The 14545-nt window shown below is 38.3% G+C and carries 9 protein-coding genes; 3 read left to right on the forward strand and 6 right to left on the reverse strand.

Features of this window, described 5'->3' with window-relative positions; all coding sequences use genetic code 11:
* The first annotated feature begins 193 nt into the window (after window positions 1–193).
* Window positions 194–3271: a ligand-binding sensor domain-containing protein gene (locus CXF79_RS21400; protein WP_101157782.1), complete on the forward strand. Its 3078-nt coding sequence runs from the start codon at window positions 194–196 to the stop codon at window positions 3269–3271.
* A gap of 229 nt (window positions 3272–3500) precedes the next feature.
* Window positions 3501–4556 (forward strand): GGDEF domain-containing protein, encoded by a 1056-nt coding sequence (locus tag CXF79_RS21405; protein WP_232769279.1) that lies wholly within the window; start codon window positions 3501–3503, stop codon window positions 4554–4556.
* Window positions 4557–4631: 75 nt separating this feature from the next.
* On the opposite strand, the gene CXF79_RS21410 is transcribed toward CXF79_RS21405, so the two are convergent.
* The 6 genes from CXF79_RS21410 to CXF79_RS21435 form a co-directional block, all read right to left on the reverse strand.
* Window positions 4632–5036 carry a hypothetical protein gene (locus tag CXF79_RS21410; protein ID WP_101157784.1) on the reverse strand — a complete coding sequence of 135 codons (405 nt, stop codon included), beginning with the start codon at window positions 5034–5036 and terminating at the stop codon, window positions 4632–4634.
* 155 nt (window positions 5037–5191) lie between these two features.
* A complete protein-coding gene (locus CXF79_RS21415) occupies window positions 5192–8026 on the reverse strand; it encodes an FAD-binding and (Fe-S)-binding domain-containing protein (protein ID WP_101157786.1) in 2835 nt (944 codons plus the stop codon).
* A 28-nt stretch (window positions 8027–8054) separates the two neighbouring features.
* Window positions 8055–8741: a LutC/YkgG family protein gene (locus CXF79_RS21420; RefSeq protein WP_011045412.1), complete on the reverse strand. Its 687-nt coding sequence runs from the start codon at window positions 8739–8741 to the stop codon at window positions 8055–8057.
* Between the two features lie 4 nt (window positions 8742–8745).
* The gene (locus tag CXF79_RS21425; RefSeq protein ID WP_011045413.1) at window positions 8746–10224 is read right to left on the reverse strand and encodes a LutB/LldF family L-lactate oxidation iron-sulfur protein; all 1479 of its coding nucleotides are present in this window, start codon (window positions 10222–10224) and stop codon (window positions 8746–8748) included.
* Entirely contained in the window at window positions 10221–11006 is a 786-nt protein-coding gene (locus tag CXF79_RS21430; protein ID WP_011045414.1) for a (Fe-S)-binding protein, read from the reverse strand. The genes CXF79_RS21425 and CXF79_RS21430 overlap by 4 nt, the downstream gene beginning before the upstream one ends.
* 447 nt (window positions 11007–11453) lie before the next feature.
* Window positions 11454–13148, reverse strand: a complete 1695-nt coding sequence (locus CXF79_RS21435) for an L-lactate permease (protein WP_101157788.1) — start codon at window positions 13146–13148, stop codon at window positions 11454–11456.
* Between the two features lie 392 nt (window positions 13149–13540).
* On the opposite strand from CXF79_RS21435, the gene CXF79_RS21445 reads away from it, so the two are divergent.
* Window positions 13541–14443, forward strand: a complete 903-nt coding sequence (locus CXF79_RS21445; protein WP_101157792.1) for a LysR family transcriptional regulator — start codon at window positions 13541–13543, stop codon at window positions 14441–14443.
* The last annotated feature ends 102 nt before the right edge of the window (window positions 14444–14545 follow it).

Here is a 14545-nt window from a genome sequence, read left to right on the forward strand (position 1 = left end):
GACAGTTGAAAAGTAATAATTGTCACTAATTCAAGTACTGCTAATTTACCTGCCCTCTTATTCCTTATTTTTCGTTTAAAATATAATTTTGTAATAAACACAGCATCAATTTTTTATCATAGTAATAGTCTGATAAATAAACTAAAATAATACCTGTGTTGCTTTTTTGTGCTATCCCTTAGCTTTAACGTCTATGAGATCTACTTCATTGTTTTTTAATCGCTTTCTGTATTTTATTATCTTGCTTGTTGGTGTTTTTATTCCAACTTATAGTAATGAGCATCCTTTAGAGCTTACTAATGAGTACTCTGTGGAGCTGTTAACTGAAGACGAGGGTTTTGTTTCTTCTGAGATATATTCGATCATTCAGGACAACCAAGACTTACTTTGGTTTGGCACTGCCGAAAATGGCGTTATGCGTTATGATAGCCGGAAAATAACCCTCTTTGAATTTGATAGTATGAGTTCAAACGGTTTATCCCATAATGATGCTGGCAATCTCATGTTAGATCGTAACGGAAGAATATGGATTGGTACTTGGGGGGGAGGCGCTAATCTTTATGAACCAAAAACAGGAAAATTTCAGCATTTTATTAACGATCCTCTCCGGGTCGATTCTATCTCATCTAACCGCATACAATCTTTATTTCATGACCAAGAAGGTACTATTTGGTTAGGCTCATATGATCATGGCTTAAATCGATATCTTGGCAATAACAATTTTGAGCATATTGAGAAAGGTGACGAGATAGAATCAGGTTTATCCCATAATAGAATATGGGATATAGAAGATAATGATAAGCAAAGCTTATGGGTTGCGACTAGTTTTGGCTTGAATTTATATGATAAAAATAATAAAACTTTTTCTCATTTTTTCCCTGACCCAGATAACCCTACCCCCACGGGGGCAAATGAAATTAGAAGTATTTTAAAAACTTCAAAAAACAAGCTTTATGTCGGTACACAAAAAGGCCCCTTTACTTTCGATAAACAAAGCGGTCTTTTTACACCTTTAAAAACCCTTGATGATCAATACCTAGGTCAAGTCAATTCTATGATTGAGGATCAAGAAGGCTATCTTTGGTTCGTCTCCAGTAAGGGCTTGTTTCGACAATCAAACTCAGGTCCTCAAATTGAACAGTTTGTACTTGATAATAATAACGGCTTGAGAATAATTTTCGAAGACAGTTCGAGAACCATATGGGTTACTAGCGAAACTCACGGTATATATAAAATAGTGCCTCATCGTAAGTTTAAATCGATTAACAGTTCTGCGCTAACTGCACCAAATGGTATAACGGTTGATGCAAATGGTGATTTGCTGATTGTCTCATCATCATCTCAATTATTTAAATGGCAAATATCCTCACAAAAACTAGAAATACTATCAGCACCAATCTTTAGCAATGAAAATGGTTATGGGGTAAATCGGCTATTAGAAAAGCCCATTATATTTCTAGATGACAATAATATTTTATGGATTGCTCAGGATGATGGTTTAGCAAAATTTAACTTGAAAACTACGCAGATTGAGTTATTAAAATATCCAAAATCTGATCCAAGCTATAACGAATTCAGAGAGTTACGAGCGCTCAATACTGATAAATATGGCAAGCTTTGGATTGGTACTTATAAAAACGGTGTTTATCGCTACGATCCTTTGACGAAATCTTTTAATCATTTAGACGATTCTTTCGGATTATCTCATCCGGAAGTATTGGAAATATTTAAAGACAATGCACAAAACATCTGGGTTGGTACGGGCGATGGAGTCAACCTTTGGGATGAGAGTAACCAACAGTTTATTTCATTTAAAAGTGAGCATAATAACAAAGATAGTTTATTGGGAACAATAGTTCAGGATATACATCAATCTAAAGATGGAGGGATCTGGATTGCCACCCAAAAAGGCCTCAACTTATACCTGCCTAAAACAAATAGTTTTAAACATTTTAGTAGAAAAAATGGCTTACCTACTTCTTTGATACGTGCAATTGAAGATGATAATAGTGGTCATTTATGGCTGACAACAAATAAAGGTATTTCAAAACTAAACCCAATATCTGGAAAAGTAACTAACTTTGACAGTTACAATGGCTTATTAGGTTTAAATTACTATCCAAATAGCCTGGTTAAGGGTGGAAATGAAACACTTTTCACTAGTAGCCAAAGAGGTATTGAATTCTTTAACACATCGGCTATTGAAGCTAATAATAGCGAGTTCAATATTATTTTAACGGGGTTCAATAAAATGGGACACTCCGTAAAACTTGAAACACCTTATTCTTATGTAACTGATATTGAGCTTTCTTATATTGATTACTTTTTTTCTTTTGAATTCTCAGTATTAGATTTCATTTCCCCGAGTAAAAATTTGTATGCTTATAAGTTAGAAGGCTATGATGATAATTGGATTGATATTGGCAATCGAAATGTCGCTTCTTTTACTAACTTAGATGGTGGCTCATATAAATTTTTGGTCAAAGCAACGAACAGCAGTGGTAAGTGGGGGGAAAAAATACTCTCTATTAACTTGTATGTCTCGCCACCGCCTTGGAAGACTTGGTGGGCATATAGTTTATATGCACTATTAACACTGCTTGTTGTATTCATTTCTATTTATTTTAGAACACGTTTACAACAAACAGAGATAGCCAGGCAGAAGCAATTTGTTTTAGCACTTGAAGAACAAGTTGAAGAAAAAACAGCATCCTTAAATACAAAAGCGAGTGACTTAATCGCCGCCAATAAACAGTTGGAAGTACTTACCTATCAAGATGGGTTAACAGGGCTTTATAATCGCCGATACTTTGATAAACAACTGACAACAGAGATAAATAGACATTATCGTCAACAGCAATCATTATCTCTCATTCTTTGCGATATTGATCACTTCAAGCTATTTAACGATCTTTACGGTCATCAGCAAGGTGATAATTGTCTGAAAAAAGTAGCAGAATGTATTGGTACTAACGTAGCAAGAATGACAGATGCCAATTGTCGTTATGGTGGTGAGGAGTTCGCAATTATCCTACCCAATACATCCGTAGAACACTCGACTCTGGTTGCTGAACGTTTATGTTTTGCTATAGAAAAGATGAAAATTCCTCATGAAAAATCTAAAACAAGTAACTTTGTCACCTTAACTATAGGGGTTGTTACTATTCCTCCTAAGCAAAAAACATCCGTTGACGCAATTATTTTAAGTGCAGATAAAGCGCTCTATATGGGTAAGAAAAATGGAAGAAATATGGTTGTCCGAGCTGATTAATAGCTAGCTGCAGGTTGTAGTCAGTTGTAGGCGTTGTGATTAAATCAGTGAGATAAGTTTCGTTAATTAATGATTCATGCCCACGTCTAATATTGTCACGATTACCTTTAATCCGAGTGTTAGAGACACTTGTATTTTTATAAAAAAGTGCACCTTAGTATTTATTACAAAAGTGTTATGCTAAATTATCCTGTGACCTCTTGTTATTTCACTAATAGGATTAAGTTCTTTGGATGAACAACCCCCAATAAATAGTCTCGATAATGAAGAATTTCAACAAGCCCATGTTGTTTCTTTATTTGCCTTGGTGGGTATGTCAATTACTGCCGTCATGGGACTCATTGGGCTATTCAACAACAATTTCATTTTAGCTGCGAGTTTATTCTTCGCCTCTTTTGTCTATTTCCTTGGTTATTATGCTTATAAGAAACACAACAATGTCGCATTAAGTTCCGCTATTATTCTCTATTCTCTCTATTTATTAATGTTCTATCTTGTTTACTCTGGTGGTGTTGAGAATACAGGACCTTTATGGATATTTATTGTAGCCCCTGTTTCAGTCTTTATTCATGGTTTAAAGCGCGGCTTGATTGATATTGCAGTATTCGTTTCAATCATAAGTACCCTAATGTTTATGCCAACAGATATTATTGCTCATGCTAACTACAGTACTGAATTTAAATTACGCTTACTCTATTCTTTTTTAACCGTTACCTTTCTGTCAGCTTTGTATGAATATTCAAGAAATAGATCTTATCAACACACCTTAGAATTAAGTAAAAAATACCAACAGCTTGCCCACTTCGATCCCTTAACTCAACTTTCCAACCGTCGTGATGCACTCGGTGTTTTAAAACAAGAACAAGCGAGAATGATACGTAGTAAAGAACCATTATCCATCATCATATGCGATGTTGATTATTTTAAAAAAATTAATGACCAATATGGTCACAATGCTGGTGATGCAGTGTTGATAGAACTTGCAAAAATATTTACCAATAATATAAGAGAACAAGACTGTGTCGCTCGCTGGGGTGGAGAAGAATTTTTATTTATTTTACCGCAGACACTCGCGATAAATGCCAATGTTTTGGCTGTAAAAATTCAAGAAAAATTGCAAAACCATTTAGTTGATTATGAAGATAAAGAAATTAAAGTAACGGTCAGTATGGGTATTGAACAATTCAATGGCAATCAAAGCATTGATGAGATAATCAACAGCGCAGACAAATACTTATATCAGGCGAAGAATTCAGGAAGAAATCAAATATTTCCAAAGTTTTAAATCTGCGATTTATCAAGGGGTAATGAAGTGCACCTAAACGTAATGCTAATAACCACATTAACCTCCGCTAGACCTTTATTTAGTAGTCGCCATACATTTTCTTAACCAGCTACTAGCACTAACGTTATCAGAGAAAAAACGATGCTTCACACACGCTTCAGTATACGCTTTTTTACAAATATCCTCTGTAATTGAAGGACTATCGGCATACTGAAGATTGATGGCTACAGCGCGTACTTGAACTGCTTTTAAATAATTAGTGAAATAGGCCATTGCCTCAGGTGTTGCCAGTGCTTCATTACGAAGTATGACTAAGCTAGTATAGTTATTCATATTTAACTGTGGTCTTAAGGACGTTATTTGTTCTTCCATACGTTCAAAAAACTCTGTATTGCAAGGTCCTGCAATATCCACAGTAATAAGATCATTATCTACCGTTATATTGCTACTTCCGTGTGGCAAAAAAGTACGCTTTGACATGACGTTCTCTGAGTAAACTTAGGTTGAATAAGTCTATAGTAACAATAATGAATTCATAATGCTCGATCGCGAATGATTAGACTTTTGAAAATGACTTTTACAGTTGTTTGATAGGTAGGAGATAACCCTTATTGGGGTATCTCCATAATAATCCCTTAAGCTCGATGACCAGTAGTCGCTTTATCCACTAAATAAAGAATGGATTGGTAATCTATGCCTGCATGATGCGATAAACCTATTTCGCAGGTTCTACTATTGCTATAACCCACAGAGCAGCCTGATGGTACTTGCTCTTTTAAGGTGGCTAAAGCATTTTCATTTAACTCTGGGGTGGTAAAACCTTTATCTCCCGCAAAACCACAACACTGAATATGTTCAGGAATAACAACATTATTACTGCATAACTTAGCAAGTTGCTCCATTTTATCGGTTAAGCCCATACGTCTACTGCTACAAGTGACATGCAGCATGATAGTATCGTTTAATTGCTTAAAAGCTAAATGTTCAGCCAATACATCCGCAACAAAACCTACTGGTTCATAAATAGATAAATTTGCAGTGGCGGCTGTATTTTCAAGTAACATTGATTTACAGGGACTAGTATCAATTAAAATTGGATATTTACCATTTTCACTCAGCTCAGTTAGCTTGGTTAACAGTGAACTTCTTTTCTGTTCAGCCTCATCAAACATACCTTTACTATTAAATGGCATACCGCAACACTCACCAGTGAAGTCAGGACTAATAATGTCAAAACCTGCCTTTGCTAAAACAGCATAGGTCACTTCAGTTAACGAACGTTGCTCAGTTGCATCAACCGCTTGTCCCATACTTCTACTGGCACAACTGGGTATATAAACAACCTTGGGTTTAGCACTATTGCTGTCTGGGATCGTTTTGGGCTGATAACTAGCTTTATTTGGCAGGTACTTACTCCATAGTGGAATACTATTCGCTGACAATTTACGCACGGTGCCCGTTAAACCGCCCATCACAGTATTACCTAGTAGGCGTTGACTAAAACCAGCAATGGCTAAGGAAACCCGTGTCATTTTTTCTATGCTGGCAAAGTTATTCGCTAATTTTTTCGATACCCCTTGGTACTTAGTATTTCTAACATTGCGAAGATCTCGAATAAGGTCACCGGTATTAATGCCGACAGGACAACGATCCGCGCACAAACCTGTTGCTGCACAGGTATCTATACCTAAATAGTTGAAGTCTTTTTCAAGTTCACTTAACAATTGAGGGTTATCACCTGAGGCTGTTAAACGACTAATTTCACGATAGGTGGTAATACGCTGTCTTGGTGTTAGACTCAGCCCTTTTGAAGGACAGACCGGCTCACAAAAACCACATTCAATACATTTATCGACAATGTCATGTGCTGCCGGTAGGTTTTTTAAGTTTTTAATGTGAGCTAACGGGTCATCATTAATGATAACGCCGGGGTTTAATAAATAACTTGGGTCAAATAAGGCTTTTAATTGCTGCATCAAACTAAAACCTTCTTTGCCCCACTCTAATTCAATGAATGGCGCCATGTTGCGTCCAGTACCATGTTCAGCTTTCAATGAACCTTGGTAATCGACTGCCACTAGCTGGCAAACGTCATCCATAAATGACTGATATCGGTCTACTTCTGACTGCGTTGAGAAATCCTGGGTGAAAACAAAATGTAAATTACCATCAAGAGCATGGCCAAAGATAATGGCTTCATCGTAATGATATTTTTCAAACAGCCCTTGTAGTTTGGCAACCGCATCTGCAAGTTGTTCAACAGGAAAAGCAACATCTTCAATGATAACAGTCGTACCTGTTTCTCTTACGGCGCCAACCGCAGGGAAGGTACCTTTTCGAATGGCCCACAGTTGTGAGTACTCACTCGCAACATCAGTAAATTTGATGACATTCGTTTGTTCAAAGTCGCTTAATAGACTTTCTAAGTCAGCTATTTGCTCGGTTAATAACTGTTGATTGGCTGCACGCGTTTCAATCAGTAATGCGCCAACATCTTGGTCGAGTGTTTTAATAAATTCAGGCAAGCCCTTCATATCACTTACTGAAGCTAACGATCTTCTGTCCATCAATTCAACCGCAGACACATTTGCATCAGCTAGCGCGCTTACCGCAGAACAAGTTGTTTGCATATCAGGAAAAAACACTATCGATGAAGCACGGTATTTATGCTCGATGACCGTGTTATAGGTAATCGAAGAAATAAAACCTAAAGTACCTTCTGAGCCAATCATCAAATGTGCCAAAATATCGATAGGGTCTTCAAAATCAACCAAGGAGTTAATAGCATAACCCGTGGTATTTTTTAATCGATATTTATGCTTAATTAACGCACTTAACGTCCCATCGCTACGAGTTTTAGTAGCCAGTGTATCTAACTGTTCTAATAATTGGGTATGGCTAGTTTTAAACGCTGAAATACTTGCTTCATCAGCGGTATCAAGGATGCTACCGTCATGTAAAACAAGGCGAATATTATCAAGCGTCTGATAACTATTTTGTGCAACACCACAACACATACCACTGGCATTATTAGCGGCAATACCTGCAACTTTACAGGTATTAATTGAAGCAGGATCAGGGCCTATTTTTCGTCCATAAGGTAATAAATACTTGTTAGCGTCAGCACCTATCACGCCAGGTCCCAGTTTGATTTTTAGACCGAGATCTAATATTTCATGGTCACGCCAGCTATTAGTGAGCATAATTAAAATTGAGTCAGATTGGGCCTGACCCGAAAGGCTGGTACCAGCAGCTCTAAATGTTACCGGTAACTTTGCTTGTGCTGCAGCTTTAATGACCCTTACCACTTCAGCTTCGTCATCTAAAATAAGTACTAATTGTGGTACTAAGCGATAGAAACTTGCATCAACGCCATAAGCTAAACGTCGAGTATAATCGGTAATAATACGTGATGCAGGAATAAACTCTGCCACTTGCTTAGCAAGCAATTGATAATGCTCAGGTAACATAAAATCTTCCCAAATTAACTATTAACTATTAAATATTTATTAATAAAACAATAAGCGCTTTCGGGCCGTGAGCACCATAAGCTAACGTTTGCTGAATGTCAGCAGTTTTCGATGGTCCTGATACTAAGACAACATTGGTCGGTAATTTATCTTGCCATTGTTGCGAAGTCATTAAGCTACCAAAGTCAGCATATAATTTATTGGCATCGACAATAACAAAGTGAACTGGCGGCACCAAGGTTAAGCTTCGTGGCTCATTTTCGTCTGGCCATAAGACTATGCTACCTGTTGCAGCAATTGAGCAATGCGAGCTTGATAAAGCGGCTGGGCATTCATTAAAGAGCATTTCTTTATTATTATCAATTGAAAAATCATAGACTTGTAGATCTACTTTGCCATCTAGTGCATTGATAACCTCACGGTGAGAATCATTTTCACCATAAAGCAATTTAGAGATATTTAGTGCCTTAAGCTGCTCGCTGATAACCTCGGCCATATTTTCTTTAGTTGTTTTGATCACTTGAGCATGGTTTTTCTCAAGTTCAGAAATAAACTGAGCTAAATTTTCTTCACGACTAAATTCAGGGTAATTATAAGGGACTTCTTCAGGCAATTTTTCATAATCTGCCCCCTTGACCTCCGCTTTCAACTTAGCAAGAATATTGCCACGCGCGGTATTACTGACTGCTTTGATATCTGCTTTTGTGTTTGTCATAAGGTTAGCCTCGCTCTTGCTGTGATTGCTTCGCTTTTTTTTGTTTAGCATTAATACGCTGATGTAAAGTCGTTGCTGCCGGTTTAGGTGCCGTTCTAACACTTGTCCAGCCACCTAATTTTTTAGGCATCAAAAAGCGAAAGCGTGTTAAACCCCACATTGATAAGGCATACAATTTTGGTGACTTATGCACTTGTGCCCATACTTTCCAAATGAGTGCTTCCACACTACTACGACCTGCTCCCTGCCCTTTCATCACTTGAGGTTGCTGAGATTTAGGCTTTACACTCTCTTGGCGCAAACGTAATAATATTTTAGGAATAGGGATTTTAACGGGACAAACTTCACCACAAGCTCCACATAAGGTTGATGCCGTTGGTAAATTAGTCGTCGCTTCAAGTCCCAACATATGCGGTGAAATCATTTTACCAATAGGACCAGGATAAACGGTTCCGTAAGCATGACCACCTATACGGGTATACACAGGGCAATGGTTCATACAGGCGCCACAACGAATACATTGTAACGTTTGCTTTAACTCTTCATCAGCAAAGGCTTGACTACGACCATTATCAAGTAAAACTAAGTGCACTTCTTTAGGGCCATCTTTTTCACCAGGCTTTCGAGGTGAATTGATCATATTAAAGTAGGTTGAAATGGCTTGTCCGGTAGCGCTTCGCGTTAACAAACTTAACAGCGGTGGCACGTCTGCCAAGTGTTCTATCACTTTTTCTATGCCTGTTATCGCTATATGCAAATCAGGAATAGTGGTACACATACGACCATTACCTTCGTTTTCCACTAAACACAGTGTGCCCGTTTCCGCTACAGCAAAGTTAACACCTGAGATACCCACATCAGCCTGACAAAATTTATTCCTGAGCACCTCTCTTCCTTGCTGAATTAAGGTATCAACATCGGTGCTGTACTCAAAACCCTCGATATTATCAGCAAATAGTTTAGCCACTTGTTTTTTGTTTTGATGGATAGCTGGCATGATAATATGAGACGGGTGCTCTTTGGCCAATTGCACAATGTACTCGCCCATATCTGACTCAAGACATTCTACATTTCGCTCTTCAAGGTAGTCGTTGAGTGCCGTTTCTTCTGACACCATAGATTTGCCTTTAACGACTGACTTCCCCTTTTTTTGGGCAATAAGCTGAGCAATAATCTCATTTGCTTCAGTAATCGTTTCTGCCCAATGCACCTTAATGCCATTTTTTTCAAGGTTACCTTCTAATTGCTCAAGTAAGAGCGGTAACTTAGCCAAACAACGCTGCTTAATTAATTTGCACTGTTCGCGTAATACTTCAAGCTCATCTTCTGATGAAAAAGCGCCTTTACGCTTATCCATCAAATAATCCATCGCACCCCTGAAGTTCGATCTTAGTTCTTCATTGCCGAGATCTCGGGTAACGTTCGCACGAAAGGCTTTAGCTGATGCTGCATATTTACTTTCTTCTTCGATAATATGTTTCATAGTGACCCCTTAGACGAATTACCTTTTATACGATTAAGTAAGTAACTCGCAATATGTTCACCACGTAATGACTGTTTTTGATAATCAAGCGCGCCATTTATATTCATCATGCAACCATGATCGGCACTGATATATCTAACAACATCAGTTGCTACAAGGTTTTTACTTTTATCAGCAACCATAGCGGCCGATATATCCGCATGTTTTACTGCAAACGTACCACCGAAACCACAACATTCACTTTCATAATCATGTATGACTAACTCAACGTTCGCGAGTTGAGAAATCAACTTATTGCCAGTGATATGCACGCCCATTTCTCTTCTAGCCGCACAAGACGTATGCAACGCAACCCGCTCTTTTGGGCCCTGATCGATAGGTTTTAAACGCAGTACATGCACCAAGAATTCTGTAAATTCAAAAACACGCTGACAAAAGTTATTGATTTTAGGATCATCACCAAGCAAATCGAGATAATGATGACGCATCATGCCACCGCAAGATCCCGAAACGACAACGACAGGAATATCCAGAGGGAATTGTTTCACCTGTGCCATCGCTACCGCTTTAGCTTCATCTTTATAACCTGAGTTATAGGCTGGCTGTCCACAGCAACTTTGCCCTTGTGGGTAAATTACCTCAATGCCTTCGCGCTCAAGTAATTCAATAGCATCCATGCCCGTATCTGGAAAAAAACTATCAACTATACATGTACCAAATAAATAAACCTGCTTTGGTTTTTTAGGATAGTCACGGAGATGCTGAGTATTAAGTTGTTGCATAGATTGCTCTCTATTATTGTAATACCAATCGGGCTAATTTATTGATCACTTAGCGAGAATTAAAAGGTTTAGAGGTAAGGCATTGATTGAAGAGAATGGTTGTCCCCTTGTCAAAATCAATAACGCTGCATGTAAACCTTTTAAACTCGCCCTTCGGGAGCTCATTAGCAAACTGATAACATCACAAAACGAATGAAATATAGACTAACTATGCTAAACTCATTTTGTTTGTTTTAAGCTCGCTAATGTAACTCTAAGCTGACCAATAAACTATTCCGTTTGGTATAAATCACAGTTTCAAAAAATAGCGTTAATCAATCATTTCAAAACTGTTGAAGTAGCTACCTTATATAAATAGCTGCACGAGTATGTAAACTTGCAAACCTAGGCATAATTTAGGACAAGCCTGTCTGCAAGTTTTTGATGGCTATTTAATTAGCCCATTACTTAGCCGAGTAAGGGATCACTAATGTTGAATACATTGATAGCAATTAACCCAAGCACGCCGACAGCTATTACATAATAAATAGTTGGTAATATGGTTTTGCGCAATGTTCTACCCTCTTGCCCTAATAAACCAACAGTTGCGGAAGCTGCTACCACATTATGAATAGCTATCATGTTGCCTGCAGCTGCACCTATAGCTTGTAAAGCGACAAGTAAGGCACCTGAAACAGACAGTGCATTAGCAACTTCAAACTGAAACTGACTTAACATCATATTACTCACGGTATTTGAACCTGCAATAAAAGCACCAAGGGCACCAATACTAGGCGCAAACAAGGGGTATAGATCACCAAACGTTTGCGCAACAAAACTTGCCATTGCAACCGGCATCGCTGCTAAGTCAGCGCCATTAACACCTGAGTTGATTAATATGCGTACCATAGGGATGGTAAAGATAAGTACAAAACCGGCGCCCACTAACGTAGTCGTTGACTGTTTAGCTGCATCTACTACTTGTTTGAATTTCATCTGATGCAAAAATAATGTCAGAATACAAACAAAGAACAAAATACCACCAGGTAGATATAAAGGCTGAACACTCGCACTAATACCTACTTCACCAAGAATGTTGCTAAAACCAAATGAAAGGCTCTTTAATAACGCTTTAAATTCAGTTGAAACACGGCTAAGCACAAGGATTATTGCAACAAGTAAATACGGTAACCACGCTCTAGTTAACGACATTGATTTTTTAGCTTCGCTGTTATCTTGTTTAAATGATATTTTGCCTAACCAGTGAGCAGGCCATTGTTCTTTTGGTGCGAAATCCCATGCCTTGTTTGGCATAAGAAAGCCACGTTTTGCTAACGGTACCACAATAGCCATACCGACCAATGCGCCAATTAGTGAAGGAAACTCAGGACCAAGAAAAACGCCCGTTAATGCGTAAGGGACGGTAAAAGCTAAGCCAGCAAAGATTGCAAAAGGAGCAATTTCAAAACCTTCTTTCCAACTTTTATTCTGACCAAAGAATCGTGTCAACATCACCACCATGAAAAGTGGCATTAACGTACCTACAATGGCATGCCCAATGGCAACCTCTGAGGTTATTAATCGTAAAAATTGCTCCCAACTACTGCCATTAGCAATTAATTGCTCAGTAAGATTACTCTTATCTAAGCCGCTGCTAACACCAATAATAATGGGTGTACCTACCGCGCCAAATGACACCGGTGTTGATTGAATCATCATACCAATCATCACCGCCGATATTGCAGGGAAACCAATAGCCACCAGTAAAGGTGCAGCAATGGCCGCAGGTGTACCAAAACCTGATGCGCCTTCAATAAAGCAACCAAAGAGCCAAGCAATAATAATTGCCTGCACCCTGCGATCTGGGCTGATATTAGTAAAACCGGCCCTTATACGTAAAATAGCACCAGAGTGCTGTAAGGTATTGAGCAACATTATTGCGCCAAAAATGATCCACAAAACAGCAATGGTGATCATTAATCCTTGAAGGGAGCTGGCAACGATTCGATTAAAGCTCATTTCCCAGGCAAAAAAGGCTATAGCTGCTGTTACGGTGTAAACAACAGGCATAGCCTTTTTTGCTGGCCAATGAAGCCCTATAAGTAATATTGCCGACAGTGCAATCGGCATAAACGCGAGTAAAGCTTGTAGTGTAATTGACATATTTTATCCTCGCCCTACTTTCATTTTCAGTAGGTGCTTTGTTATAGTTTTATATACCCAAGCTATTTGAAGATTTGTGTTTCAGGACGCCTGAGCGATTCATGCTCATGGCGCCTCATTGTATTAAGGGTTATTCCCTTAAAAAAGGAGGCAACGAAGTGCATGTTTTGCTCAGTCATCCCCGTAGGGCTGGTTTAGAAATGCTTTATGCTGTGTTATTGATTTCGACAAGGGAACAACCATTATCTTCTATCAAACCCTTACCTAAAGGCATTTCTAATTCCAGCTGAAATATTCATCTTCATGTAGCTTGGGTATACAATCTAACCCTAACGACATTATTTATGAATAGCGCTATAATGAATTCATTATTAACTAAAAGAGTGTAATAGATGCCTAATGCTAGCGAATTGGCTTTGTTTTCATTAATTGTTGAAGCTAAATCCTTCAATAAAGCTGCCCAGTTGGCAGAAATATCACCAGCAGCACTGAGTAAAAAAATATCTAAACTTGAGAAAAACTTAGGCATTCAATTGTTGTATAGAACAACAAGACGATTAAGTTTAACGGAGGCAGGCGAAATACTTTACAGCCACTCTAAGGATATTAATAAGCAAGTAAATGATGCAGTTAGTGCCGTTAGTAGTTTTAGTGAAGGTCTATCTGGCACCATAAAAATGACAGTACCAACCATTTCAGGGGAATTAATACTCGCGCAAGCGGTTGCTGAATTTTGTCAGCTACATCCCAAATTAAGTGTTGAAATGCGCTTAGAAAATGAGTTTGTTGATTTGATTAAAGAAGGACAAGACTTAGCAATTAGAACGGGTGTATTAAGTGACTCTAGTTTAATAGCAAAACCGCTACTGCAGTCAAATTGGATCGTATGTTGTGCGCCAGCTTACATTGAAAAGCATGGTACCCCACAAACACCTCAAGAATTATCCCGACACAACTGCATGGCTTACACCTATCAAGACAAAGGTGCGCATGATTGGTATTTTAGTCAGTCAGATGAAGCCTATTATGTAAAAATTTCAGGAAACTTTGCTACTAATAACTCACAAGCTTTACGTAAAGCTGCTCTTGCAGGATACGGCATTGTCTATGTGCCACGCTGTAGTGTTTATGATGATATGCAACAGGGTGACTTAGTGCAATTATTACCTGAATTTCATGGCCGTCAATTAGGCATTTATGCGGTATATCCTTATACCAAACATCAGTCTCAAAAAGTACGCCTGTTAATTGAGCATATAAAAGATTGCTATCAACAACAGGCCGAATACTTCTAATATCCTGATTATTACGGTGTGACTGCTGACTTTATACCCAAACCACTTGAAGATGCGTGTTTCAGGACGCTTGAGCGACTCATGATCAAAACTGCATCTTCA

Source organism: Colwellia sp. Bg11-28, from assembly GCF_002836245.1.
Taxonomy (GTDB): Bacteria; Pseudomonadota; Gammaproteobacteria; order Enterobacterales; family Alteromonadaceae; genus Colwellia; species Colwellia psychrerythraea_A.